This window comes from Caballeronia sp. LjRoot34, from assembly GCF_964253815.1.
Lineage (GTDB): Bacteria > Pseudomonadota > Gammaproteobacteria > Burkholderiales > Burkholderiaceae > Caballeronia.
Map to the genome: position 1 here is coordinate 1,507,903 of NZ_CAXUSB020000003.1, position 24,782 is coordinate 1,532,684.

A 24,782-nucleotide genomic window follows, 5' to 3' on the forward strand; every position below is an offset into this window, starting at 1 on the left:
TTTATAGGAGCCAATTATTCGATGGCCGCGATGCGTGCAAGCATGTTGTCCGACTGGCTCGCTCAGCGGATTGAACGAACGGGCGGGCTGCCCATTTATCGGCAGTTGTATGGCTTGTTGCAGCAGGCCATTCTGTCGCGGGAATTGCCGGCGGGAACCAAAGTGCCGTCGTCCCGATTGCTAGCGAGCGAGCTGGGTCTCGGCCGTAATACGGTCACGCAGGTGTACGAGCAACTCGCGCTGGAAGGCTACGTGTGGTCGGCAACCGGGCAGGGCACGTTTGTCTCGGACAGCGCGCCGGACGATATAGTGGGCGCGGAATCCACGGCGCCCGATGCGGCCCCGGCGGAACCGCGTGTGCTGTCCGCGCGCGGCGCACGGTTGTTGCAAGGGGCGGGTGTGTCGCAGCGGCAAGGCGGCGCGTTCATGCCCGGCGTGCCCGATGTGTCGCGGTTTCCAGCGGCCGTCTGGAGCCGCTTGCAATCCAAATACTGGCGTCGCTTGCCGCCCGATCTGCTGACCTACGCGCCCGGCGGCGGTTTGCCCAAGCTGCGTCAAGTGCTCGCCGATTATTTGCGGACCTCGCGGTCGGTGCGTTGCACGCCGGAGCAAATTATCGTGACGACGGGGATTCATCAGTCCATCGATCTCGCCGTGCGCCTGCTGTCCGATTCAGGCGATGTCATCTGGACCGAAGACCCGTGCTACTGGGGCGTGCGTAGCGTGTTGCAAGTGTCCGGGCTATCGCTCAAGGCCATTCCCGTGGATGCAGAGGGCATCAATCCTTCTGTGGACGATCTTGCAGACCCGCCCAAGCTGATGCTGGTCACGCCGTCGCATCAATACCCGCTCGGCATGGTGATGAGTCTCGCGCGGCGGCGGATGCTGCTGGAGTTCGCGCGGCAAAACGGCTGCTGGATCATCGAGGACGATTACGACAGCGAGTTTCGATACGGCAGCCGGCCGCTCGCGTCGCTGCAAGGACTCGATACATCGGGTCAGGTGATCTACGTGGGCAGCTTCGGCAAGACGCTTTTCCCGGGGCTGCGGATTGGCTATATCGTGGTGCCCGAGGGGTTGTCGACGAGCTTTGCGACGGCTTCCGCCGAGTTGTATCGCGAGGGGCAGTTGTTGCAGCAGGCGGTGCTGGCCGAGTTCATCGCGGAGGGGCATTTCACATCGCATATCCGGCGGATGCGCGGAATCTACGGGCAGCGTCGCCAGATCCTGCTGGACACAATCAGGAAGCGGTATGGCGACGCGTTGCAGATTGTCGGTGGCGATGCAGGGCTGCATCTCGTGCTGCGTTTGCCTGATGGTGTGGATGATCGCGAAGTGGCGAAAGCGGCGCTCGCGGTCAATATTGTGGTGCGGCCGCTATCGGGTTATTTCTTGAGGCCGGGCGAGGGGATGTCGGGCTTGCTGATTGGGTACGGCTGCGTGGCCGAAGAGGAAATCGAGCCGGCGTTTGAAAAGCTGGCGACGGTGCTTGACCCGGCGTTGGGCATTAGCGGGTAACACGGTCCCGACTTTCCCATTCCCAAGATTCGGCGATTAACCGATTGCCAGCCGGACCGGCTTTCCCACTCTGCTTAGCATCTCGACCAACGTATCGATAGTGAACTTGGCCGTCTTCTTGTTCACCACGTCGGATACACGAGGCCGCGACACCATCAGGATCTTTGCTGCCTCCGCCTGCTTGAGATGATGCTGCTCGATCCATTCAGCAAGCTCCGACATCAATTGTTCCTTGAGCTGCTGCGTGTCGTTGATTTGCTTGCGCGAAGCGGCCTGAAGCAGCTTGGCTTCCTCGACCGAAAACCCGAGTTCACGGAACAGATTTGCGCCCGGTTTTGTCACATGGCGGATTTCAGTATCGATCGTCATTGATTGATCTTCCTTGCGTTGGCCACGGCGCGATAGCGCGCCTCGGCGATTTCTTTATCCCGCTTGCTGGTTGCCTGGGTTTTCTTCTGGAAGCAGTGCAGGACATATACCGCTTCCTCGAACTTTGGCTACGTACATCACCCGGAAAATGCCGCTGCTGTCCCTGATACGGATTTCCCGAGCTCCAGCACCCACCTCCCCAAACGGCTTCCAGTCCTCGGGGTCCAACCCAGACTGAACCTTGCTCAACTGGAAGCCGGCATCCCTACGTGGCTCCTCTGGAAACTCCAGTAGGTCGTCGTAGGCGGACCCTACCCAACGGATTTCTTTCTCCGGCGTCATGGCGTCCTTATGTATAAAATTTTATACTATTTTCGCCGGAACTCAAGGGTTTGTCATCGTGGCGTTCTGACGCGGGTCGGAACACCCAGGGCAGGGCGTTACAACGCCGCTATGATAAAAAGGGAAGCACGGTAGGACTGGAGAAAACGGTGCGCCGCCGTAATCGAAGCATAATAGAACGTGTACCCTACAATTCTTCCCATGTCCAAAAAACCGCCCACCCCTGCGGATGTTTCCGCGAGCGAGGAGTATCACTTCTCCGAGCAGATCGGCCACTTGCTGCGACGCGCGTACCAGCGCCACGTCGCCATCTTCCAGGCGGCCATTCCAGATTCCGACCTGACCGCGGCGCAGTTCGTTACGCTGTGCGCGGTCAAGGAGCAGCAATCCTGTTCGCTTAACGACATCGTCAAGGCGACAGCAATCGACCAGGCCACCATTCGCGGCGTAGTCGAGCGTTTGAAAGCGCGTTCGCTGATCGTGGTCTCGCCTGATCCGCTCGACGGCCGCAAGCTGCTGGTGCGTACCACACCGGAAGGCCTCGCGCTGATCGACCAGACCGTGCCCTTTGCCCGGCAAGTAAGCGAGCAAACGTATGGGGGGTTGAACCCGGCGGAGCGGGTTGCCATTGTGTATCTGTTGCGCGCCATGACGCGGGCGGAAGATAGCTGAGCTTGTGCGTATCGATAGACAAGCCGCTGCTACGCGCTTATCGGTGCTCGACAGGCACCCGCGCTGCGGCGGCCTGCAGCGTGGCCCTGACCGCGTCTGGCGTGAATGGCGGTTCGCGGAAGCGCACGCCGGTTGCATCGAATAACGCATTGGAAATAGCAGGCGCACCGGGGAGCGAAGCGGACTCGCCGGCGCCGAGCGGCGGCTCGCCTTGCCGGTCCACCAGCACCACGTCCACGGGGGGCAGTTCGGGGAATGTCAGGATCGGATAGCTGCCCCATTCCTTGCTTGCGACCAGACCGTCGGTAAAGCGCACACGCTCCTTCATCGTGCGGCTCAGCGTCTGGATCACATTGCCGTGGATCTGATGGCGCACGCCGTCGGGATTGATCACGGTGCCCGTGTCCTGACCGACCGTCACTCGCTTGATGCGGATTTCTCCGCTGACTGTATCGACTTCCAGATCGACGATCCACGCCGACCAGGCCGCACCGAAACCGGGAAAGCGGCTATGCACATACCGTGCGTACGCCACGCCGCGCCCTTGAAGCACGCGTTCGCCGGTATCGCGAGATGGACGGCGTCCGGCACGGGCTTGCCAGCCTGCGCGTTCGGCAACCGCTTCAAGCAACGCCACGGCCCGCTCGTCCTTCAGATGACGCAACCGGAATGCCAGAGGATCGGCGCCGGTCTCGAACGCGAGTTCATCGATGAATACATCGTGGGCGAAGGAGTTCGGCAGCGCGGAAACACCTCTGAACCACGACGCCCTGACGAGCGGCGCCAGGTCGTGGCAGACGAAACGGCGATGCGCGAAGGTGTAGGGCGTCACCGCGGTCCGGTCACCCATTTCAAAGATGCGCGGCTCGGCCGGCGTCGCGCCGGTGAGCAGCAGGGCGAGCATGGGCGCATCGTTCGACGGATAGCGCGAGGCGAAGGTATAGCCCAGCGTGTCGCCGCTGCGTGACACCGTGCCGGTGACATCCACAACTTGCGCCGTGCCCTTGGGCTCCCACTGATGTTCGTCAGCGCGCGACAACTGGACCCGCACCGGCTGGCCCATGGCACGCGAGAGCAGGAGCGCGTCGCCGGCAACGTCGTCGGCGCAATTGCGGCCATAGCACCCAGAGGCCTCCATGCGGACGATATCGATATCAGCTTCGTCCCGCTCGACCAGACGCGACAAGTCGTAGCGCAAGGTCTGCGGGTTCTGCGTGCCCGACCATACCGTGATGCGCCCGTCCTGATAGTCCGCGAGGGCGCAGGACGGCCCGATCGAGCCATGCATCTGGTACGGCCAGACATAACTGCGTGTAAGCGTCGTCGTGCCGGCTTGGTCCTGCACGCTCTCCACGTCGCCCTCTTCGAGCAGCAGGCGCCGCTGGGCCGGAGCCTGAGCGATGGCCTCTGCAGGGTTATCGAGGGAGGGCAGCGGCGGCAGCGGGCGCCAGCGGACACGCAGCGCACGGGCCGCGCGAATCGCCTGTTCCTCGCGCTCGGCCACCACCCCGACGAAGTCACCGATCACGACCACGCCGCGCACGCCCGGCAGCGTATCGACCGATGAACGGTCCACGTCGATCAGCGTCTTGCCGACGAACGCACCGCCATCGTGTCCGGCATACGGTGGCCGCACGACGCGCCCGTGCAGCATGCCGGGCACGCGCATGTCGTGGACGAAGGTCAGGGTGCCGGTGGCCTTGGCGGGCAGATCGACGCGCGGTGTCGCCCGCCCGACAATCCGGTAGGTTGACGGGTCCTTAACCGCGACGGATGAGTCGATGGGAAGCGAGATTCGCTGCCCCTGTAGCAGCTCGCCGAAGCTAATGCGGGTCTTGTCCGGAGCAATGACATAACCGTCATCGGTGGCAAGGCTGGCGGCATCGAGCCCCCAGCGCTCTGCTGCCAGCCCGATCAACACGAGCCGTGCTTGCGCCGCGGCAAACCTGAGCGGCACGGCGGATATCTGGATGGTCGCGCTGGCGATGGTCGGGCCCTGGTTGGGCACTTGAGCGGAGTCGCCGAGGATCATCTTGACGCGCGGGGCCGGCACGTCGAGTTCCTCCGCCACGATCTGCGCGAGCGACGTGCGGATGCCAGTGCCAAGGTCGACGTGACCGTTGAACGCCAGGATGCTGCCATCGTCGAGCACCGCGACGAAAATTTCCGGCGAGTCCTGAACGTAGGAAGACCCGCTGCCCGGTTGACCGGGCGCGGGTTTTACCGGCGCGAGCGGCTGCCTGACGATAGTCAGGCAGCCGCTACGCGCGAGCAGTTCACCTCGGGTGAGCGCTGCTGCAGTGGGCATGATGGTCCCTGAAAATGCCGCTTCATTCGACTAAACCGCTTCAACGATTAGCTTCAACGCTTGGGGCTTCAAGATCAACGATACGCTTTCGCATCGTACCCGCTAGCGTTATCTCTGCAAATCCTGCGCTCAGGCGTGCCGTTGCTCTATCGTGGAAAGGGCTTCGTCGAGCGTCATGACAGCGGCATATTTTTGTTGCATGTCGAAGAGATTCGCATCGTGCGGGCCGATCGCCCGGTCGCCGACGCAGTCCGACACAACCAGCGGACGGAAACCATGCGACATCGCATCGACCACGCTTGCGCGTACGCATCCGCTCGTGACTGCACCCGCCACGATCAACGTTTGCACCGCACGCTGCGATAACCACGGCGCGAGTTGCGTGCCGAAGAACGCGGAAGGCACGGTCTTGCGCACGACCAGTTCGCCCGCTGCTGGCGTCAGCTCAGGCACGATCGCGCTGTTCGGATGGTCTTCGGTGAGCGTCGCCATGCCTGGCACTTTCAGCGAAAACACGTTGTCGTCGCTACCATCCGCTGCGTACACAATGCGGCTGTGCGCAACCGGCCAGCCATGCCGGCGCGCGGCGGCCAGCAGGTGTACCGTGCGTTCGATAGCCGGTCCGATGTTGCCGCCGCCGAAGGTCTTGGGGTCCGCGAAGCCGACCACGAAGTCGACAATCAGCAAGCCGATATTGCCTTTCACAGGCAAGGGCGTGCCGAATCCCTGCTGTTTGTACACGCCCGATTCGGCGTGGCTCTGGATGTCGCTCATTCAAACTCTCCGCATGGTGGTTGTTCTATCGGTCCATTACCACGCCATCGCGGACCACGGCTTCGCCATCGAGCATCACGTCGCAATGGCGCAGGGGGATGTCGATGTGACACGTGGTCGTACGCTTGCCGCCCGCTTCATTGTTGGGGCCGAGCGAAAACAGGAAGTTGCCTTCGAACGCGCGCGCATCCATGCCGATGGTCGCCTCGCGGTCATACAGTCCGAGCGTCGACCAACGTGCACGCGGCTGTAAACCCCAGCCGATATGCGAGATTGCGTAGCCTTCCGGATCGTTGAACGAGGCCATGTAGTCGCTTAGCAAGGCCGCGTCCACGCCGCCGTCAATGCGCGTGGCGTAACCGTTCTCGACCGTCAGCGTGATCGGGTCGTTCACGTACTTTTTCTGCGGCAGCAAGATGTCACCGCGATCGATCACGATCTGGCCGCTCGCTTGTCCGTCGTTCGGGAACGTGAGCACAAAACCGCTTGGCCAATGATCCCAACGGCCGGGTTCATCGACGAAACCGTACTCGGAGATAGCGGGGAACTCGCCCAGCGGACACACCAGTTCCGTGCCCGCTTTTGACTTGACGCGCATTTCGCGCGACGCCTTGATCCGCTCGGCCGCTGCCCGCACGCGGGTGCGATCGGCTTCAGTCGGCACGAGCCGCGCGAGCACTTCGGGCGGTTCGACAGCGAGCAGGATCTTCGTGCCGGTCGCGAGGATCTCGTGCTGCTCAGGCGAGAACAACAAGGTCATCAGGTCGAGTACGAGATCGCTCGCCTTCAACGCAGCGATAGCGGCCAGGTTGCCGGTCAGAGGCGTGGTGCCGAGATACGCGAGGGAGTCGCGGCTCAGGGCTTTTTCGCCATTCACCGGCAGGAGGTCCAGCCGGTTGACGATCGCGCCCATGGACTGCGTCGCGATCAGCGCGCTTGAAAGCGTTTGCGGATGCGTGGATGCGCTGGTGAGGATGGTGACGGTCTGGCCCGCTTGCAACTTCGACAACGTCAGTACCTGCTTCCATGCTGCGATCATTTCGTAATCGCTGATTGGCATGTTGACTCCTGAAGAATAAGTGTCAGTGTCGGCTTGTCTTGCGTTGCACTTAGACGAGCTTTGCGCCGAGGAAATCGCCGAAGGCTTCATAGAAGCCGGCTTCGTTGTCCCACGGAATCATGTGGCCTGCATTCGGTACGCGCGTATGCAGCAATCCGGGGCTAAGCGTCTGCATTTCCTGCACGTCTTCGTCGAGCACCACGTCGCCGCGCGCGGCGGTGATCAGCAGTGAAGGTACGCGAAGCAGGGGCAGGTCGGCGTGGATGTCGTCAGTATGGAAACCTTCGAACGACGTCAGCATGCCGCGTTCATCGCAGGTATGCAGCCATTGCGCGCGTGTACGCAACTGGTCTTCGGTCCAGGTCGGGCAGAAAGCGCGCATGCCGTCGGCGTCGATGCCTTTCAAAGCCAGGCGGATTGAATCAACGTACCACGACAGCTTCGCCGGATACGCGCGGCGGCCCGGACCCGACACCGGCGGATCGACGAGCACCGTGTGCGTCAGGCCCTTTGGCGCGCTGCGGGCGGCGCGGATCGCGATGCGTGCGCCCATTGAATGCCCGACAAGCGCATAGTGTTCAAGGCCAAGCGCTTCAGCGAGCGCGATGACGTCGGCGGCTTGCGCATCGAGGCTGTAGTCGAGCGTCGACGATGCTTCTGATAAACCGCGGCCGCGTACATCGAGCACGTAGGTATCGAACTGGCGGCCAAGCGTTTCGCCGACAAAGCCCCACGTGACCGCCGGGCTGGTAATGCCCGGAATCAGGATCACGGCGGGACGGCCGGCACGCACGCCCTCTGTACCTCCGTAGCGCAGGTAATGCTGGCGAATGCCGTTGGCGTTGATGTTCGCGCCGTAGAGAAGAGTTGAGTTCATCGCGGAGTCCGTGGATGGATCGAAAGCTAGGTGTCGAAAGCGATTGGTAATCGATCATTCAGCCGATCGTTAAGCCGCTCAATAAGCGCCGGAGAGCAGTGCGCCCGCGCCTGGCACCACACGCTCGAGATCCAGCTCGCGCAGCATGGCGTAGGTCGTGGCAATGGCAGCGGTGATGACCGGCTTGCCTGTCATTGCCTCGACTTGCGGCACTGCGGCAAGCGATGGCATCTGCACGCAGGCCGACAAGACGATCGCATCCACATCTTGATAGGGCAGGGTTTTCACGATGTCCGGCAACAGCCGGGGATCGTGGCGGCCGACATCCAGATTGTCGGGAATCTCGAGCGCCCGGTAGGCGACGACTTCAAAACCCTCATTGCGGATGTAGTCCACGACCAGTTCGGTCAGCGGTTTCATATAAGGCGCGACCACCACGATGCGCTTGGCCTTGATGACCTTCAATGCATCGACCAGGGCGCCCGCACTGGTGATGACCGGCGCGGCGCCGCCGTTCTCGACGGTGCGCTCATGCAGCCGCTTTTGCGACACGCGGTGGTAGCCGTGTCCCATCGCCATGATTGCTACCAGGCACGCATAACCGATCACGTCCACGCGCGCGTCGCTAAGTTCCAGCGCGCATCGGTCCGATTCCGCATCCATGGCCGCGAGCTCTTCCTTGACCACCTTCTTCATGCGCATGCGGCTGGAATGAAACGTGAAACGCTCCGGGCGGATGGCTTGGCGGGCGAGCAGCATGGCCGGAATTTCCGTTTCCATCGTCGTGTTCGAACTCGGCACGATCTGGCCGATGCGCAAGGTCTTCGTCATCTAGTCGACTCCGTATGTCTTGGGCCGCCCGCGGCGGCGTTGTTGGTCTGGCAAGCGATGCAACAATTTGATTCGATAAAGTCTAGTGTACACATTGGAATTTAACAAGATTCCGAAAACATTTTTTAATGGTGCAAGTATGCTTTAGATTGGTGAAAACCCTTATTAAATGCACATATAAAGGGATAAAGCGCACCTGTATAGACTCAATGCAAATTTTCTTTACTCAAAAAAATTCAATGTGTACACTCAATATAGGTTTATTCAACAGGCTCGGCTGAACGACTTTCGGCGAGCGCCAGACATGGAGAGATCATCATGAGCAAACCCCGTATCGCGATCATTGGCGCGGGCCTTGGCGGGACAGCAGCAGCGGCGTTGATGCAACGCGCCGGGTATTCGGTTCGCCTTTACGAGCAGGCTCCCTCATTTTCGCGTCTCGGCGCGGGCATTCACCTCGGCCCCAACGTGATGAAGATCATGCGCCGCATGGACTGTGAAGACGCGCTGAACGTCATGGGTTCGCACCCGGACTTCTGGTACAGCCGCGACTGGAAAACGGGCGAAGCCATCGCGCAGATTCCGCTGGGCGATTTCGCGTTGAAAGAATATGGCGCGTCGTACCTGACCGTGCATCGCGGTGACTTCCATGCGCTGATGACCGAAGCGGTTGCGCCTGGCACGATCGAGTTCAACAAGTGCCTGAGCGGAATTGAAGAGGTGGACAACGAAGTGCGGCTGACGTTCGCCGACGGCAGTGTTGAGACCGCGGACATTGTGATTGGCGCGGACGGCGTGAACTCGAAGATCCGCGACCATCTGCTCGGCGCGGAACCGCCGCGTTATACGGGTTATGTTGCGCATCGCGCGGTATTTCCCGCGTCGCTGCTCGGCTCCGATCCTTTCGATCTGTGTGTAAAGTGGTGGTCGGAAGATCGGCACATGATGGTGTATTACGTGACGTCCAGGCGCGATGAAATCTACTACGTGACTGGCGTTCCACAGGCTGAGTGGCCGGCAGGGCAGTCGGTTGCGCCCAGCAGCCGTGACGAAATGCGCGAGGCGTTCGCGGGCTATCATCCGTCGGTGCAGAAGCTGATCGACGCCACGCCCGAAGTCACGAAGTGGCCGCTGCTGGAACGTGATCCGCTGCCGTTGTGGAGCCGCGGCCGACTGGTGCTGCTCGGCGACGCATGCCATCCGATGAAACCGCATATGGCGCAGGGCGCGGCCATGGCGATCGAGGATGCGGCAATGCTGACTCGCTGCCTGGACGAAGTCGGTGCAACCGATTACGCCGGAGTGTTCGCGTTGTATGAAGCGAATCGTGCGGAGCGTGCATCGAAGGTGCAACTGGTCTCGCATAACAACACGTGGCTGCGCACTAACGAAGATCCGGCATGGGTGTTCGCTTATGACGTGTTCAACGAGCCCTTGAAGTCGCCGTCGGCCAAGCAGGCAACAACTGCCGCCGCCTGATATTTCGACCCGGCTGCGCGCGGCAGTGTCTGGATAAGCTGCCTGTCTAGAGACATCGCCGCGCGCGGTCTTGATTCGATGACTTGAAAATGAGCGTGTCTGCTTCCGCAACACCGGTTTCCGGACCGTTGACGCTGACCGTCAACGGCAGCACGCGCACGGTCGATGTGACCCGCGACACGCCCTTGTTGTATGTGCTGCGCAACGACTTCGAACTGAACGGGCCGAAGTACGGTTGCGGTCTCGGCCAGTGCGGTGCGTGCACGGTGCTGCTGGACGGCGGCCCTGCACGTTCGTGCGTCGTGCCGGTTGCGGCGGCTATTGGACGTGAAACGCTCACGCTGGAAGGGCTCGGAACGCTGGACGCGCTGCACCCGATCCAGCGGGCTTTCATCGATGAACAAGCAGCGCAATGCGGCTACTGCCTTAACGGCATGATCATGAGCACGAAGGCGCTGCTCGATCGCAACCCCACGCCCGATGACGACGACATCCGCGACGCGCTGCGCTTCAACCTGTGCCGTTGCGGCACGCACATTGAAATCATGAAGGCCGTGCATCGCGCGGCCGAATATCTGAAACGCGAACAAAAACGCTGATTCATTGGATCCCCTGTAATGGACGCCCTGTAATGGACCCGATGTAATGGACGCCGTGCATGAAGGAAGTTCTGGCGGACCCGTGCTGATGCCCGAGTCGATGCTTCACGCGTGCGTGCTGGGAAATGCCGACGCTGCGCTGCTCGCGTTTGGGCACAAGCTGGAGGTGCAAGCTGGTGTGCGCTGGGTGGTTGTGGGCAACGTGGCCGCGTTCGTGGCGGAGCGTTTCGAGCAGGCACACGACGCTGCTTGCCGGCTGGTGTTATCGACTCGTGCGCAGCATGCCGGCGACACCGCCTCGTTACCCGTGCAACACTCAGGCTTGCAGCAGGAAGCGCATTACATATGGCCGATTCCGGCGGACAGGTTGGTGCCGTGCGAGGCCATTGCGCGCAACGAGGCCGGGAGTATCGCGGTCTGGAGCAGTGCTCCCGAGACTGCGGATCTACGGGCGAAGCTTGCCGCTATCACGGGCCTGTTGCCCGACCGCTTTGCGCTGCATTCCCTCGATGAGTACGGTGATCCGCTAATCGCCACGCATGCCGCGCTTGCTGCGGTTGTTTTGATGGCGGAGACTGGCCGGGCGATATGCGTTGGCGGTTATATCTCGGTGTCTCAGGTCAGGGAGGCAGAAGTATGCGTCGCGGCGTCGCTGGACGGCGAAGGCGCGCTGCTCGACTGGCGCTACATGGCGCGAACGCCGGGCTTAACCGGCGGAGAAGCCGTTGCGCAAGATCCCGGTCCTTATTCGTCATCCCGTGCCACGTCGCTTGTCGATGACCCCGCCGCGCTGATTCCCGGCTCGGCGCATACCTTTGCACGCGAGTCTTTCGTCGATGAAATCGCGCGCGATCATCATCGCGATCCGGTTTCGTTTCGTCTCGATCACCTCGATCCGGTGGAGTATGGCGGCGCGAGGGAACTGATCGACACGGTGGCGCAGCGGGCAGCGTGGAACGCCGGTAAGCCGGATCGCAAGACTCGCCGCGCGAACAACGAAGTCGCACATGGCCGCGGTTTCGCGTTCGACAAACACGATGCCGCATCCGGCGATAACCCGACGCCCGACTATTCGGCGTGGATCGTCGATCTCGATGTAAACCGCCTGACCGGTGACGTTGCGCTTAAGCGGGTGGTAGCGGGGCGGGCGAGCGGCCGGCGCAGGATTGGCCGGTTGAATGGAATTCCGGCCCGGCAGATCGCTGCTGTGGCTTCGCGTGCCCTGGGTCTGCAACTCACCGCGCGACCCTCGCACGACGAGACGCCGGGTGCGCAAGCCGTATCGCATGAACTTGCTCCCGCATCGGCGGCGAGCAGCGAGGTCGCTACGCAGGTGACGGCCAATGATCGTCTGGAAATCGATGTCTCGCCAGCGGCAGCGGCTATCGCCAATGCGCTTTACGATGCAACCGGTGTGCGTTTTCGGGCGCCGCCCTTCACGCCGGAACGCGTGCTTGCGGCGCTTGGGCGTACCCGCGAGCCGGAAGGGGCGATCGGCAGCGGACTGAGGCGCGTAAAACGCTCGCTGTGGACCGCGCTCGCGGCCGGTGGGGTGGGCAGCCTGATCGGGTTGGCCTGCGCCGCGTGGCCCCTGCGTGCTCCGATTGAAGCGATCGCCCGCCCGGCTGCATCGACCTGGTCCGATGCCACCATCGCCCGCGGCCGCCAGATTGCCGAGTTCGGAGATTGCGCGGTCTGTCATACGGCGCCCGGCGGCGTGGTCAATGCCGGTGGCCTGGGCCTGGAAACGCCTTTCGGCATGGTCTACACGACCAACCTGACGCCCGATCCGAAGACGGGTATCGGCAACTGGTCGTTCGCCGCGTTCGACCGGGCGATGCGCCAGGGCATTTCACGCGACGGCCATCATCTATATCCGGCATTCCCCTACACCGCGTTCACGAAGATGAGCGAGGCCGACATGACCGCGCTGTACGCGTATTTGATGTCGCAGCCGGCGGTCGAAAATACGCCGCCCGCCACGCGCTTGCCGTTTCCGCTGAATCAGCGCGCACTGGTCGCTGGATGGAATGCGCTCTATCTGAAACAGGGCGAGTTCAAGCCCGACCCAACGCGTTCGGCGTTGTGGAATCGCGGCGCGTATCTCGTGGATGGCGCCGGACATTGCAGCGCGTGCCATTCGCCGCGCAATGCATTCGGGGCGGAGAAGGGCGGTCGCTTGTACCTGACAGGCGGGAGCGCCGAAGGCTGGGTGGCGCCGTCGCTTGTCGCCAATTCGAAAGCGCCTGTGCGATGGACCGAGCAGGCGTTGTACGACTATCTGAAGACGGGCTTCTCGCATGAACATGGCGTCGCGGCTGGCCCGATGGCGCCGGTCGTCGCGGGCTTGTCGACGCTGCCGGAAGAGGACGTGCGCGCGATGGCGCATTACGTGGCGTCGCTGTCGCCGCAGCCGGCCGCTGTTCCCGCTGCTGTTCCTGTTTCAAAACCCACGCACGATCCCGCCACGGACGCCGTGACCCTGCAGGGACTCGATAGCGGCCGGCGGATCTTTGAGGGCGCATGCGCCGTCTGTCATGCTGCGACGGGTGGCGTCGGCAACTTCGGCGTGCGTCCGCTGCTCTCGCTGAACACCAGCGTGAGCGAAGCGACGCCGGACAATCTGCTGAACGTCATCCAGAATGGCATTGATGCGCCCGCAACCGATGCGCTTGGTTACATGCCGGGCTTCAAGGATTCATTCGACGACCATCAGATTGCCGATCTCGTGTCTTATATCCGGGCTTCATTCGCACCGAATGAAGCGTCGTGGAAAGACGTGGCTCAGGCGTCGGCGCGAATCCGGAAACACGTGCATTAGCGCCAGGGAGAATGTTGCTCCGGTTACCTTGACGAATTGCGCCGGCCGGTCCGCGCGAGCGGCTATCCCCGTCCCACCATTCCACCTCACCGACATTCGAACTATCATGGCGCCTTCGAAGCTTCCTTCCGGTTCATCGCAAGCTGCACAGGACGCCGTGTCCCGCTATGAGGTGTCGGAGCAGATCGGGCATCTGCTTCGCAAGGCCTATCAGCGCCATCTCGCCATCTTCAGCCAGACCATCGACGACCCTCAACTGACCGCCGTGCAGTTTGCGGTATTGAGTGCCAGCCGAAGGCTAGGACCATCTTCAATGAGCGACCTGGGCAAGGCGACCGCGATCGATGCAGCCACAGTGCGCGGCATAATTGAACGTCTGAGGACACGCGAGTTGATCGAGTTGCAGACAAATCCCGACGACCGCAGAAAGGTGACGGTGCAACTGACGCGGGCGGGTGAAAGCCTGGTTGAGCAGATCACGCCAACCGCCTTGCGTATCAGCGAACTGACCATGGGCGAGCTGAACGAAGCGGAGCGAGTGGCCGTGCTCTATTTGCTGCGCAAGCTAAGTGCGCCCGATGCCGAGTAAGCGCGATTGTGTTCAGTGCGTTTGCGCGGTTATGGCCGCGCTTAATATTTAGCCGCTTCATTTGGTGCAATGTCATCCGCTGCTTCCTCGCATTGCACCAATAGCGGGACCGTCGCACCGGAAAAGCGATTATGGCGTGTACGCTGATTTTATAAGGTGCAGCACAACCAGCATCCTTGCATGGCTGTCAGCTTAGCGTTAGCTATAAAGCCCGATAAAACAAGGGATAAACGCCACGATACCTAGTACAAGTCACTAGCTATAAAGTGGGCATGGTCATTGCATAGAAGACTAGAATTAGAGTGTGTACATTTGTATCAGCAGGCAAAGACATCGCTGTAAAAAGCAAGCTTGCGGACATGTACACCTTGATGAATCTCGAGCGATAGAGGCGTCGATGCTTTCGAATCTGGCTATACAACTCATCAACGGACTAGCGGACGCCTGCGCCATGTTTCTTGTCGCGTCCGGTTTGTCGTTGATCTTCGGCGTGACGCGAATCGTCAACTTCGCGCACGGCTCGTTCTACATGCTTGGCGTGTACGTGGCCTATAGCATCGCCAGCCGGTTTGGTTCGACCGTCGCCGGTTTCTGGCTTTCGATGCTTGCAGCCGCGCTCGTCGTTGCCGTGCTGGGTGCGCTGGTCGAAGTGATCGTGCTCCGTCGCATTTATCAGGCACCCGAGTTATTCCACCTTCTGGCGACCTTTGCGCTGGTGCTGATCTTTCGCGACGCCGCGCTGTACATCTGGGGCCCGGAAGACCTGTTCGGGCCGCGCGCTCCGCTGCTCGGCGGCGCAGTCAATCTGCTTGGCCACGCATTGCCCACCTACGACATTGCATTGATCGTGATCGGTCCCGTGGTGCTGGCTATCCTCTGGTTCGGTCTGACTAAAACGCGCTGGGGCACGCTCGTGCGCGCGGCGACCGGTGACCGGGAAATGCTTGGTGCACTCGGTATCAACCAGGCCTGGCTATTTACGGGCGTGTTTTTTATCGGCGCATTTCTCGCGGGTCTTGGCGGCGCGCTTCAGGTGCCGCGCATGTCGGCGAATCTGTCGCTTGATATCGATACGATCGGCAATGCGTTCGTCGTGGTGGTGGTCGGCGGAATGGGCTCGATTCCCGGCGCGTTCGTGGCCGCGTTGCTGATCGCGGAGATCAAGGCGCTATGCATTGGCATAGGCGACGTCACCATTGGCGGCGTGGTGTTTTCGTTGAGCAAGTTTACGCTGGTGGCCGAGTTCGTAGTGATGGCTATCGTGCTAGTCGTGCGGCCGTGGGGTCTGCTCGGCCGCGCGCAGGCCGCGGTTCGCACCATGGCCGCCGCTGAAACACCACTGCGTCCCGCCGATACCCGCCTGAAAATTTTCGCTGGTCTTGTGCTCGCCGTACTTGTGCTCGCACCGCTGCTTTCAGGCGTGTTTCCCTACATGCCCGTGCTGCTTGTCGAGATCCTGATCGCGGTTTTGTTTGCGACGAGCCTGCATTTCATCATGGGTCCGGGCGGCATGCATTCGTTCGGTCATGCCGCGTATTTCGGCCTGGGCGCGTATGGCGCAGCGTTATTCCTGAAGGTCCTGAACCTGCCGATGGAGGCCGCGCTCGTGCTCGGCCCTTTGCTTGCGGGCGTCGGGGCGATCGTGTTCGGATGGTTCTGTGTGCGCTTGTCGGGCGTCTATCTCGCGATGCTGACGCTGGCCTTCGCGCAGATCGTCTGGTCGATCGTGTTCCAGTGGGACGCGGTGACCGGTGGCAGCAACGGCATTCTCAATCTGTGGCCGTCGAGCTGGCTCAGCTCGACGGTGGCGTATTACTACGTGACCCTGGTGTTCGCTGTCCTGGGCGTCTGGCTCCTGAGGCGAATGTTGTTCTCGCCCCTCGGTTATGCCATGCGTGCCTCTCGCGATTCCACTTTGCGCGCTGAAGCCATTGGTATCGATGTGAAGCGCGTGCAGTGGGTCGCTTTCATTATCGCGTCATTGTTCTGCGGCCTCGCGGGATCGCTGTATGCATTCTCCAAGGGGTCGATCTCGCCGGAAGTGATCAGCGTCGGGCGTTCGGTCGACGGGCTCGTCATGGTGCTGCTGGGAGGCTTGCAGACACTCACTGGGCCGATTGTCGGCGCGGCGGTGTTCACCTGGCTTCAAGATACGGTCGCGCGTCAGACGGACTACTGGGAGGCCCTGCTGGGCGCAGCGATTCTCGTGCTGGTGATCGCGTTCCCGCAGGGGATCGTGGGGTTCGTGCGGGATAAGCTCGGCTCGCATAAAAATGCCGATGGAAGCGTGGCCTCCCAACCCGCCAAGGAGGCCCTGTGACCCTTCTGCGCGTCTCTCATCTTGCGAGGTCATTCGGCGGCGTCAAAGCGGTCGACGACGTTTCCTTCGACTTGCACGCCGGCCAGTTGCTCGCGCTGATTGGTCCGAACGGCGCCGGCAAGTCGACTTGCTTCAACATGCTCAACGGACAGTTGAGACCGAGTTCAGGCTCGATCCTGTTCGACGGCCACGAGATCGCCGGCAAACGTCCGCGCGATATCTGGCGTCTCGGCGTTGGCCGCACCTTCCAGATTGCCGCGACCTTCAATTCGATGACGGTGATTGAAAACGTGCAGATGGCGCTCGTTTCGCGGGACCACCAGCTATTCAACTTGTGGAAACCGGCATCGTCCATTCACGCCGATGAAGCGCTCGCCCTGCTCGAACAAGTCGGCATGGCGGCGCATGCGAAGCGTGCGTGCGGCGTGCTGGCTTATGGCGATGTGAAGCGCGTCGAACTGGCCATTGCACTTGCCAATAAACCGAAACTCCTGCTGATGGACGAACCGACGGCGGGCATGGCGCCCAAGGAACGCAACGACCTGATGGCGCTGACCAAACAACTGGTGATCGACCACAAGCTCGGTGTGCTTTTCACCGAGCACAGCATGGACGTGGTGTTCGCTTACGCCGACAAGCTGATCGTGCTTGCTCGCGGCAAGCTGATTGGCGAGGGCGATGCGGAAACCGTCCGCAACGATCCGCGTGTGCGCGAAGTGTATTTCGGCACGGGAAAATCCTTCACGCCGCGTGCATCGCTTGCAGCAGACGGGGTCGCCTGATGAGCACATCCACGCAAGACAAGAGCATGTTGAAAGTCTCCGGCCTGAACGCGTTCTATGGCCGCGCGCAGATCCTGTACGACGTTGAACTCGAAGTCGGCCGCGGCGAAGTGGTCGCACTGATGGGCCGCAACGGCGCAGGCAAATCGACCACGATGAAAGCGCTGATGGGCATGCTGCCGTCGCGTCAGGGTGCGATCCATTTCTGCGGGCACGACATCGCGAAGTTGCCACCGTACCGTATTGCACGACTCGGCATGGGCTTCGTGCCCGAAGACCGGCGCGTGTTCGGCGATCTGACAGTCATGGAGAATCTCGATACCGGCCGCCAGCCGCCGCGCGACGACGCACCCCGCTGGACGCCTGAAAAACTGTTCCGCCTGTTCCCGAATCTTGGCGAGATGCCGAATCGCCCGGGCAGCCAGATGAGCGGCGGCGAGCAGCAGATGCTGACCGTATCGCGTACGCTGATGGGCAATCCCACGCTGGTCCTGCTCGATGAACCGTCGGAAGGCGTGGCGCCAATCATTGTCGAACAGATGGCGAACATGATTCTCGAGTTGAAGCGCGAAGGGCTATCCATCTTGTTGTCCGAGCAGAACATGCATTTCGCCGAACTCGTCAGCGATCGCGCGTATGTGCTCGAAAAAGGGCAGATACGCTTTAGCGGCACGATAGACGAGCTCGCCCGCGATGAAGGAGTGCGGCGAGCCTATCTGAGTGTTTAAGCGCGCAGCCCAAGCAAAGATCGACCAGGGGTATCTTTCAATCAGCCTTAGCCATGTCATTTAGCATTCAACCTAGCCGCTTTATCCGGAGAGAAAAACTATGACCACGCGTGTTGGATCGTTGCTGCGCTTAACCGCCTTCATGGTTGCGCCCCTGGCCACCGCTTTGGTGTCAGTTGGCGCTGCCGCTCAGACCATCAAGATTGGCGAAATCAACAGTTATAAATCGCAGCCTGCGTTCCTCGGCCCGTATAAGAATGGCTGGAACATGGCGCTCGATGAGGTCAACGCGGCGGGGGGTATCGACGGCAAGAAGCTCGAAGTCATCTCGCGCGACGACAACGGCAATCCGGGTGACACCGTGCGCGTGGCGCAGGAACTGGTCACGGGTGAGCAGGTCTCGTTGTTGTTCGGCGGGTTCCTGTCGAACACTGGCCTGGCGCTTGCCGACTATGCCAAGCAACGCAAGGTTTTCTTCCTGGCTGCTGAGCCGCTGACCGACAAGATTGTCTGGCAGGACGGCAACAAGTACACGTACCGGCTGCGTCCGTCGACCTACATGCAGGTCGCGATGCTCGTACCTGAAGCCGTCAAGCTGCACAAGAAGCGTTGGGCGGTTGTCTATCCGAACTATGAATACGGCCAGTCCGCCGTGGCGACGTTCAAGCGTTTGCTGAAAGCGGCGCAGCCTGACGTTGAGTTCGTTGCGGACCAGGCGGCCCCGCTTGGCAAGCTGGATGCCGGCGCGGTTACGCAAGCGCTCGCGGACGCGAAGCCCGATGCAATCTTCAACGTCGAGTTCGGCGCCGACCTGGGCAAGTTCGTGCGCGAGGGCAATACGCGTGGCTTGTTCAAGGATGTATCCGTGGTGTCGTTGCTGACGGGCGAGCCTGAATATCTCGATCCGCTCGGGTCCGAGGCGCCGGTTGGCTGGATCGTGACGGGGTATCCGTGGTACTCCATCGATACCCCTGCTAATCGCAAGTTCGTCGCGGCCTACGAGACGAAATATCACGACTATCCGCGCGTTGGATCGGTGGTGGGTTATTCGGCGTTGATGTCGATTGCGGATGGCCTGAAGAAGGCCAAGTCGACCGATCCGGACAAGCTTGCGGCGGCGTTCAAGGGCTTGAAGGTCGATACACCGTTTGGTCCCATCACGTACCGCACACAGGACAACCAGTCGACGATGGGCGCGTATGTGGGCACCTCGGCGTTGAAGGACGGCAAGGGCATCATGACGAACTATCGGTATATCGATGGTGCGAGCGTCCAGCCTTCCGATGCGGAAGTGGCGAAGCTGCGCGCAGCGGATTGAGTTGTTGCGCTGTGTGTGAAAACGGCCCGCGGAAGCGGGCTGAATGTGTTGGTTCGCGGTTTCGCACATGATCTTGGCCTTGGCGCCCGACCGATGTTAACCAGCTAAGGAGTTCGTTCGATGAAACCGTCCGTTGCACTCGATGCGCACCGCGCGGAAATCCGAGTTATTGTCGAGGCAAATCGCGCCGTCAATGCGCGCGTATTTGGTTCTGTCTTGCGCGGGGAAGATACCGAAGACAGTGATCTGGATATCTTGGTCGACCCGGAACCGGGGATGACCCTGTTGAATATCGGTTCGATCCGGCGCCAACTGGCACAGTTGCTTGGCGTGTCGGTAGACGTGCTGACTCCGAACGCACTACCGGACAAATTTCGTGAAGCCGTGGTCGCTGAGGCGGTGCCGGTATGAGTCGGAACAAGCAACCCTTGCCGGATTAGCTGCAGCAGGAAGCTACACCATCAATATGGACAAGGCTACGTTCAAGGCGAGTGAGCTTGTATGCGACGCTGTGATTCGTAACAAAGTGCGTTGGAGTAATTGACAACACTTGAAAGTGTTGTTATCATGTCCAACATGAAAGCCACCTTGTTACTAAAAGAGCGTCATGCAGTCAACGAGCAGGCTTTTGCCGAATTGCTTGTTTGGAAGGTGCCTGAGCCGTTGCGTGGCAGCGCTCACCTGTTCAAATACAGCCTTGCCTATATCGTCGTGGGCGAGTGCGTTTTGCGATACGACAACGAGCGCGGCAAGGGGGATCACCGTCACATTGGCGACGTTGAAACCCTCTACTCTTTTTCGACACCTGCGCAGCTCCTCGTGGATTTTTGGGCTGACGTAGACAACTGGAGCCCATCATGAAAACCGTAACTCTAGGCGTCGCCTCGCGCGAAACCGTCAACAAGCGGTTTTTGGCAGCGTTCGAAGGCAAGGCGCAAGGCGCATACATCACATTCGAATCGCCGGAACTGCTGTTCCAGACGCTTACACAAATGCGTTGGAACATCATCAAAGCCACTACGGGGACCGGGCCGCTATCTATTCGTGAGATTGCTCGTCGCGTGGGGCGAGACGTAAAAGCCGTGCATCGAGACGTGCATGCGTTGCTTGATGCCGGAGTCATCGAACGTAACGCAGAGGGCGCGATAGTGTTCCCTTACGAGGCCGTCCACGTCGATTTCATGCTGCAAGCAGCATAGGAAGACAAGGTCATCCCGGTACGAGCTTTGGCTGCCAGGATTTCGATCTGAAGATTACGAAGGACTTTTCCAACACGGTGTGCGTGCACTCGACCACCGACAAGAAGGCGCTGAGGTTCGGCACCTTCGATTTTCAGATGTATACGGCCGCGTACCGGTGGGGTGCCGGGAACGCGCCCGATGAACCATAAGGATTACTCGCCAATCATCTGCACGACCAACCGCTCACGGACTGAGCTTGGAAATTTTCTGGCCCTGAATGCCGACCCCGGCCATCAGCCCTTGCTGGCCATAAATGAACGCATAGACGTCCGATTGCAGCGTAGTCGATGTCAACGATCGGGCCGTGCCGGAATCCACGATAACAACGCTTGGACCTGCGCCAATCGACCAGCCGCCGCTGGTTTGCAGATACTTGATGGCCGAATCGGTCGTGAGGAACATGGCTTCCTGGAACGATTGTGCGCCGGCTTGCAGGCCATACGAAACCGACGTTGCGTTGTAGTAGCCCATCACTTTCCCATCCGCGCCGAACATCACGCCGTTTCCTTCCTCGGCTCCGACGATCAAACCGGCCTTGAGTATCTCCGGAAATACGAGCACCGCTTTCGCTCGGGACTGGAGCAACTTCGCATTGGGCGTAGTGCTATACAACTGCTGCAGTGCTGCGCGCGCTTTTGCCTCCAGATCGGGGTCGACCCCGTTGGTCGGGGGTATTTGCGAAGTCGAGCAGGAGGTCGCAAGCAGCAACAGCAGGTTAACGAGGATCAGTCTGATGCATTGGGCCATGAGGTCAACTCCGCTTGCAGATCGGTCGTATCCGGTTGAATACGGCCTGGGGTGGTTCGCTGGGTATTCGATGCAGATGCGCTTTATCAATGGTAGTGACGGTTAGCGTTTTTAATTTGGAACGTGTCCCCGCGCGCGGGTGAATAACTTGAGTCAACAAACTGACCAACTGCCGTTGCTGTTATTGAAATGATTGAATATTTAATGTCCTTATTTGGAGTATTCAAGAAAACATTGCGAATGTTGGCGATTGTCGACGCGCTTAATAACAATAGGCGTGTTCATCGCCTGGATCAGCCAGGACCGCGTTGCACCAAGCATAACCAGCCTGGATGATCGGCAAATTCAATCTGTGAAGACTCAGTGATCAGACCCGGCGGTTCTCGCTTAGATTAAATCGAGGGTTTAATAGGGTAGGAGGTTATATCAAGCATTGTCATTTGGCAAAGCATCAGGGACTCAATAAATAATGGAATTAATATCGCAATTCGTTTCGGTATTTCAATTTTTTGTGCGGCGAGTATATCCACCGACAACGCAGATACAAACACCCCGACCCGTTCCGGGTCTCGAAGCCCCATATCCGACGAGATCTGCCCGGCAGTTACGACCATCGCGGCGGCTCGGCAGTTCTTTGCCGGTTTCGATGCGTCCGTCATGCCGGTCGTCCCTATCGCTCCACCTGCGATTCCCGCGCTCGAAGCCAATGACGCTTGGGGTTCAGGAAGCGGGTGAGGGCACCGCGGGAACGACGCATACGGCTCTTGCCCCGCTCATGACGAAGCAAGAGCCCAAGCCCGAACCAAATCAACACCTTGCCTAACCTCCCCAAGACTTGTCCACAGCCTTGCCAACAGTTTCTGTGGATATCGTCGTGGCTAAAACAACTCGTGCTGACCGGAGACCAGCGTCTGGAAGTCGCTTTGCAGAAGCGGCAAGATAGCGTCGGCGATGGGCTGCAACTGCCGTGTCATGTAGTGATCGTAGTCAATGGCAGCTTGCAAGGTTTCAAGCGGTTCCGGTCCCGCGCTCGTCATCACATAGCTGATCCAGCCGCCGCGTTGATACTGCAACGGCCGGCCGCGCTCTCGGTTGAACTCATCAGCCAGGCGAGCCGCGCGGACATGCGGCGGCACGTTGCGCTCATACGCATCCAGTGGCCGGCGCAGGCGCTTTCTATACACGAGCAACTCATCGAACTCGCCGCTCAGCGTGCGCCGCACGTAGTCGCGAACATAGTCCTGATACGGCTCGCCCTTGAAGATTCGCAAATAGAGTTCTCGCTGGAATCGCTGCGCGAGCGGGGTCCAGTCGCTGCGAACGGTTTCAAGTCCCTTATAGACCACCTCTTCGCTACCATCGGGCAGAAGGCTAAGACCGGCGTAACGCTTCTTGCTGCCTTCTTCCGCGCCACGAATCGTCGGCATGAAAAACCGGCGATAGTGCCGCTCGAATTGCAGTTCAAGGGCGCTCTCCAGGCCGAAGCGCTCTCGCACATGATCCTGCCACCACGCATTCACGCGTTGGACGAGCACCCCGCCAATGCGCGCCGCTTCTTCCTCGCTTCGAGCGTGCTTTAGCCAGACGAACGTTGAATCCGTATCACCGTAGATCACTTCGTATCCTTCGGCTTCAATCAACTCACGCGTTTTACGCATGATTTCATGACCGCGCATGGTGATCGACGAGGCAAGGCGAGGGTCGAAGAAGCGGCATCCGGTGGAACCCAGTACCCCGTAGAACGCGTTCATGATGATCTTCAGCGCTTGCGACAGCGGCTGGTTGTGCTCGCGCTTGGCTTCCTCTCGACCTTTCCAGACCTGATCGACAATGGCCGGCAGACTATGACGCGTGCGCGAGAATCGTGCGCCAAGAAAACCGGGCACCGAGTGCAGATCGTCGGGATGGCGCAAACCGTCCACCAGCCCGACGGGGTCGATAAGGAACGTGCGAATGATCGAGGGGTAAAGGCTTTTATAGTCGAGAACCAGAACTGAGTCGTAAAGGCCCGGACGCGAATTCATCACGAATCCACCTGGACTTGCCGCACCGGCAACATCGCCAAGATTGGGCGCGACGAAGCCTTGCCGATGCATCCGCGGCATATACAAGTGCGTAAAAGCCGCCACAGATCCACCGCTGCGATCAGCCGGCAGGCCGGTGACCGTTGCACGCTCGAGCAGGAAGTGGAGCAGTTCAGTCTTCGCAAAGACCCGCGTGACGAGCTCGCAATCCTTCAGGTTGTAGCGTGCGAGAGCAGGCTTGTCTTCATCGAAACGACGCTGGATTTCATCCATCCGCTGGTACGGGTTGTCGATGGCCTTGCCTTCACCCAGCACGCTCTGCGCGACATACTCGAGACTGAACGAAGGGAAGCTCCATGTTGCCGACCTGAGCGCTTCAATGCCATCGATCAGCAATCGTCCCGCCGCGCCTGCGAAGAAATGGTTTTGAGTGAGACCATGCTGCCGCCATTCCATCACGCTCCCGCCGCGACCCAGCCGCAGTGGAACCTGGTAAAGCTGCGAGTGTTCCTGCAATACGCGCAGATCGAACTGAACCAGGTTCCAGCCGATGATCGCATCGGGATCGTGCTTCTCAAGCCACTCGTTGAGTTTTTCCAGCAGGAGTGGGCGGCTTTCGCAGTATTCAAGCTTGAAGTCGATGCCGCTGCTGTCGCCGTTAGGCGGTCCCAGCATATAAACCTGACGCTCGCCGCAGCCTTCGAGCGCGATGGAATAGAGCTCCGTTTTCGCGCTGGTTTCTATGTCGAGCGAAACCAGTTTCAAGTTCGGCCTATAGCCAGGCACGGGCCTCAACTCGCTGTTCAGAAGCGGACCGTCTCCGTGAGACTCGCCGGTGAACACGACCGGCGCCGTGATAAAGCGCTCCATCATGTAGCGGTCGGGCGGAAAGACATCGGCTTCGTACACATCGACGCCACCTTGCTTCAAGCGCCTTTCCAACCCCGTCAATTGCCGATATTGCTTGCTATACAGGCCCAGAACCGGCCGATGATTAAAGTCGACGAGATCCAGCGGGCGGAGCTTCACCTGCTTCTCGCGCTGCAAGACTATTTCGGCGCGCTCGCGTTGTTCAGCCGGAATGAACGCGACCGAATCCTGTGGGCGCAAGCGCAGGTGGCGGGGACCCTCGTCCGTCGCCAGCCAGAATTCGACCTCCGTTCCATCGGCGGTGTCCCGCCAATGCCGCGTCAGAATAAAACCTTGTTGATGCCCGCTCAGATGCTCACCTTGAAAAAACGTGTCTTCGGTATGGATTTTAGTGGGTGCGCGACTTTCCTGTCCGGTTTGCCGCTTCCCACGCTCGGTCTGAACACCCGAGCGTAAGCCAATCCTTCCGATCGATATGAAATCGCATTCACTATCCATAGAATAATTGCTACG

22 protein-coding genes and 1 pseudogene are annotated in these 24,782 nt (G+C 60.2%); 13 read left to right on the plus strand and 10 right to left on the minus strand.

Features of this window, described 5'->3' with window-relative positions; translation table 11 throughout:
• The first annotated feature begins 30 nt into the window (after positions 1-30).
• Positions 31-1,518, plus strand: a complete 1,488-nt coding sequence (locus ACSQ36_RS37670; RefSeq protein WP_436186467.1) for a PLP-dependent aminotransferase family protein — start codon at positions 31-33, stop codon at positions 1,516-1,518.
• A gap of 36 nt (positions 1,519-1,554) precedes the next feature.
• On the opposite strand, the gene ACSQ36_RS37675 is transcribed toward ACSQ36_RS37670, so the two are convergent.
• Positions 1,555-1,887 (minus strand): helix-turn-helix domain-containing protein, encoded by a 333-nt coding sequence (locus ACSQ36_RS37675; protein ID WP_213765957.1) that lies wholly within the window; start codon positions 1,885-1,887, stop codon positions 1,555-1,557.
• Positions 1,884-2,229, minus strand: a pseudogene (locus tag ACSQ36_RS37680) (type II toxin-antitoxin system RelE/ParE family toxin). Before ACSQ36_RS37680 ends, ACSQ36_RS37675 begins: the two are co-directional and overlap by 4 nt.
• A 201-nt stretch (positions 2,230-2,430) precedes the next feature.
• On the opposite strand from ACSQ36_RS37680, the gene ACSQ36_RS37685 reads away from it, so the two are divergent.
• Complete coding sequence (locus ACSQ36_RS37685; RefSeq protein WP_213765958.1) at positions 2,431-2,901, plus strand: MarR family winged helix-turn-helix transcriptional regulator; 471 nt, start codon at positions 2,431-2,433, stop codon at positions 2,899-2,901.
• A gap of 37 nt (positions 2,902-2,938) precedes the next feature.
• On the opposite strand, the gene ACSQ36_RS37690 is transcribed toward ACSQ36_RS37685, so the two are convergent.
• From ACSQ36_RS37690 to ACSQ36_RS37710, 5 genes are all read right to left on the minus strand, one after another.
• Positions 2,939-5,209 (minus strand): molybdopterin cofactor-binding domain-containing protein, encoded by a 2,271-nt coding sequence (locus ACSQ36_RS37690; RefSeq protein ID WP_436186046.1) that lies wholly within the window; start codon positions 5,207-5,209, stop codon positions 2,939-2,941.
• Positions 5,210-5,338: 129 nt separating this feature from the next.
• A complete protein-coding gene (locus ACSQ36_RS37695; protein ID WP_213765960.1) occupies positions 5,339-5,983 on the minus strand; it encodes an N-carbamoylsarcosine amidohydrolase in 645 nt (214 codons plus the stop codon).
• Positions 5,984-6,008: 25 nt separating this feature from the next.
• Entirely contained in the window at positions 6,009-7,043 is a 1,035-nt protein-coding gene (locus ACSQ36_RS37700; protein ID WP_436186047.1) for a 2,5-dihydroxypyridine 5,6-dioxygenase, read from the minus strand.
• A gap of 49 nt (positions 7,044-7,092) precedes the next feature.
• Complete coding sequence (locus ACSQ36_RS37705; protein ID WP_436186048.1) at positions 7,093-7,920, minus strand: alpha/beta fold hydrolase; 828 nt, start codon at positions 7,918-7,920, stop codon at positions 7,093-7,095.
• Positions 7,921-7,998: 78 nt separating this feature from the next.
• Positions 7,999-8,751, minus strand: a complete 753-nt coding sequence (locus tag ACSQ36_RS37710; protein WP_436186049.1) for a maleate cis-trans isomerase family protein — start codon at positions 8,749-8,751, stop codon at positions 7,999-8,001.
• Between the two features lie 318 nt (positions 8,752-9,069).
• Here ACSQ36_RS37710 and ACSQ36_RS37715 point away from each other — a divergent pair, with 318 nt between their 5' ends.
• The 11 genes from ACSQ36_RS37715 (at position 9,070) to ACSQ36_RS37765 (ending at position 20,586) form a co-directional block, all read left to right on the plus strand.
• Positions 9,070-10,230, plus strand: coding sequence for an FAD-dependent monooxygenase (locus tag ACSQ36_RS37715; RefSeq protein WP_218627348.1), 1,161 nt, complete (start codon positions 9,070-9,072; stop codon positions 10,228-10,230).
• A gap of 89 nt (positions 10,231-10,319) precedes the next feature.
• Positions 10,320-10,829 (plus strand): (2Fe-2S)-binding protein, encoded by a 510-nt coding sequence (locus tag ACSQ36_RS37720; protein ID WP_436186050.1) that lies wholly within the window; start codon positions 10,320-10,322, stop codon positions 10,827-10,829.
• Positions 10,830-10,875: 46 nt separating this feature from the next.
• A complete protein-coding gene (locus ACSQ36_RS37725; protein ID WP_436186051.1) occupies positions 10,876-13,650 on the plus strand; it encodes a c-type cytochrome in 2,775 nt (924 codons plus the stop codon).
• Positions 13,651-13,756: 106 nt separating this feature from the next.
• The gene (locus ACSQ36_RS37730; RefSeq protein ID WP_436186052.1) at positions 13,757-14,239 is read left to right on the plus strand and encodes a MarR family winged helix-turn-helix transcriptional regulator; all 483 of its coding nucleotides are present in this window, start codon (positions 13,757-13,759) and stop codon (positions 14,237-14,239) included.
• 397 nt (positions 14,240-14,636) lie between these two features.
• The gene (locus ACSQ36_RS37735) at positions 14,637-16,559 is read left to right on the plus strand and encodes an ABC transporter permease (RefSeq protein ID WP_436186053.1); all 1,923 of its coding nucleotides are present in this window, start codon (positions 14,637-14,639) and stop codon (positions 16,557-16,559) included.
• Positions 16,556-17,341 carry an ABC transporter ATP-binding protein gene (locus tag ACSQ36_RS37740; protein WP_213765967.1) on the plus strand — a complete coding sequence of 262 codons (786 nt, stop codon included), beginning with the start codon at positions 16,556-16,558 and terminating at the stop codon, positions 17,339-17,341. Before ACSQ36_RS37735 ends, ACSQ36_RS37740 begins: the two co-directional genes overlap by 4 nt.
• A complete protein-coding gene (locus ACSQ36_RS37745; protein WP_213765968.1) occupies positions 17,341-18,069 on the plus strand; it encodes an ABC transporter ATP-binding protein in 729 nt (242 codons plus the stop codon). The genes ACSQ36_RS37740 and ACSQ36_RS37745 overlap by 1 nt, the downstream gene beginning before the upstream one ends.
• Before the next feature lie 100 nt (positions 18,070-18,169).
• Positions 18,170-19,387 carry an ABC transporter substrate-binding protein gene (locus tag ACSQ36_RS37750; RefSeq protein ID WP_436186054.1) on the plus strand — a complete coding sequence of 406 codons (1,218 nt, stop codon included), beginning with the start codon at positions 18,170-18,172 and terminating at the stop codon, positions 19,385-19,387.
• Between the two features lie 120 nt (positions 19,388-19,507).
• Positions 19,508-19,798: a nucleotidyltransferase family protein gene (locus ACSQ36_RS37755; protein ID WP_436186055.1), complete on the plus strand. Its 291-nt coding sequence runs from the start codon at positions 19,508-19,510 to the stop codon at positions 19,796-19,798.
• Positions 19,799-19,927: 129 nt separating this feature from the next.
• Positions 19,928-20,248: a toxin-antitoxin system TumE family protein gene (locus ACSQ36_RS37760; RefSeq protein WP_255631508.1), complete on the plus strand. Its 321-nt coding sequence runs from the start codon at positions 19,928-19,930 to the stop codon at positions 20,246-20,248.
• Entirely contained in the window at positions 20,245-20,586 is a 342-nt protein-coding gene (locus tag ACSQ36_RS37765) for an HVO_A0114 family putative DNA-binding protein (protein WP_213765971.1), read from the plus strand. The genes ACSQ36_RS37760 and ACSQ36_RS37765 overlap by 4 nt, the downstream gene beginning before the upstream one ends.
• A gap of 225 nt (positions 20,587-20,811) precedes the next feature.
• Here the strand turns inward: ACSQ36_RS37765 and ACSQ36_RS37770 are convergent, their stop codons facing one another.
• The 3 genes from ACSQ36_RS37770 to ACSQ36_RS37780 form a co-directional block, all read right to left on the minus strand.
• The gene (locus tag ACSQ36_RS37770; RefSeq protein ID WP_436186056.1) at positions 20,812-21,375 is read right to left on the minus strand and encodes a YSC84-related protein; all 564 of its coding nucleotides are present in this window, start codon (positions 21,373-21,375) and stop codon (positions 20,812-20,814) included.
• Positions 21,376-21,767: 392 nt separating this feature from the next.
• A complete protein-coding gene (locus ACSQ36_RS37775; RefSeq protein ID WP_213765973.1) occupies positions 21,768-22,034 on the minus strand; it encodes a hypothetical protein in 267 nt (88 codons plus the stop codon).
• Positions 22,035-22,253: 219 nt separating this feature from the next.
• Complete coding sequence (locus ACSQ36_RS37780; RefSeq protein WP_436186468.1) at positions 22,254-24,620, minus strand: DNA polymerase II; 2,367 nt, start codon at positions 24,618-24,620, stop codon at positions 22,254-22,256.
• Between the last annotated feature and the right edge of the window lie 162 nt (positions 24,621-24,782).

Coding starts and splice junctions, on each gene's coding strand:
- ACSQ36_RS37670 (WP_436186467.1), top strand. CDS start 31: ATGCGTGCAAGCATGTTGTCCGACTGGCTCGCTCAGCGGATTGAACGA.
- ACSQ36_RS37675 (WP_213765957.1), bottom strand. CDS start 1,887: ATGACGATCGATACTGAAATCCGCCATGTGACAAAACCGGGCGCAAAT.
- ACSQ36_RS37685 (WP_213765958.1), top strand. CDS start 2,431: ATGTCCAAAAAACCGCCCACCCCTGCGGATGTTTCCGCGAGCGAGGAG.
- ACSQ36_RS37690 (WP_436186046.1), bottom strand. CDS start 5,209: ATGCCCACTGCAGCAGCGCTCACCCGAGGTGAACTGCTCGCGCGTAGC.
- ACSQ36_RS37695 (WP_213765960.1), bottom strand. CDS start 5,983: ATGAGCGACATCCAGAGCCACGCCGAATCGGGCGTGTACAAACAGCAG.
- ACSQ36_RS37700 (WP_436186047.1), bottom strand. CDS start 7,043: ATGCCAATCAGCGATTACGAAATGATCGCAGCATGGAAGCAGGTACTG.
- ACSQ36_RS37705 (WP_436186048.1), bottom strand. CDS start 7,920: ATGAACTCAACTCTTCTCTACGGCGCGAACATCAACGCCAACGGCATT.
- ACSQ36_RS37710 (WP_436186049.1), bottom strand. CDS start 8,751: ATGACGAAGACCTTGCGCATCGGCCAGATCGTGCCGAGTTCGAACACG.
- ACSQ36_RS37715 (WP_218627348.1), top strand. CDS start 9,070: ATGAGCAAACCCCGTATCGCGATCATTGGCGCGGGCCTTGGCGGGACA.
- ACSQ36_RS37720 (WP_436186050.1), top strand. CDS start 10,320: ATGAGCGTGTCTGCTTCCGCAACACCGGTTTCCGGACCGTTGACGCTG.
- ACSQ36_RS37725 (WP_436186051.1), top strand. CDS start 10,876: ATGGACGCCGTGCATGAAGGAAGTTCTGGCGGACCCGTGCTGATGCCC.
- ACSQ36_RS37730 (WP_436186052.1), top strand. CDS start 13,757: ATGGCGCCTTCGAAGCTTCCTTCCGGTTCATCGCAAGCTGCACAGGAC.
- ACSQ36_RS37735 (WP_436186053.1), top strand. CDS start 14,637: ATGCTTTCGAATCTGGCTATACAACTCATCAACGGACTAGCGGACGCC.
- ACSQ36_RS37745 (WP_213765968.1), top strand. CDS start 17,341: ATGAGCACATCCACGCAAGACAAGAGCATGTTGAAAGTCTCCGGCCTG.
- ACSQ36_RS37750 (WP_436186054.1), top strand. CDS start 18,170: ATGACCACGCGTGTTGGATCGTTGCTGCGCTTAACCGCCTTCATGGTT.
- ACSQ36_RS37755 (WP_436186055.1), top strand. CDS start 19,508: ATGAAACCGTCCGTTGCACTCGATGCGCACCGCGCGGAAATCCGAGTT.
- ACSQ36_RS37765 (WP_213765971.1), top strand. CDS start 20,245: ATGAAAACCGTAACTCTAGGCGTCGCCTCGCGCGAAACCGTCAACAAG.
- ACSQ36_RS37770 (WP_436186056.1), bottom strand. CDS start 21,375: ATGGCCCAATGCATCAGACTGATCCTCGTTAACCTGCTGTTGCTGCTT.
- ACSQ36_RS37775 (WP_213765973.1), bottom strand. CDS start 22,034: ATGACGGACGCATCGAAACCGGCAAAGAACTGCCGAGCCGCCGCGATG.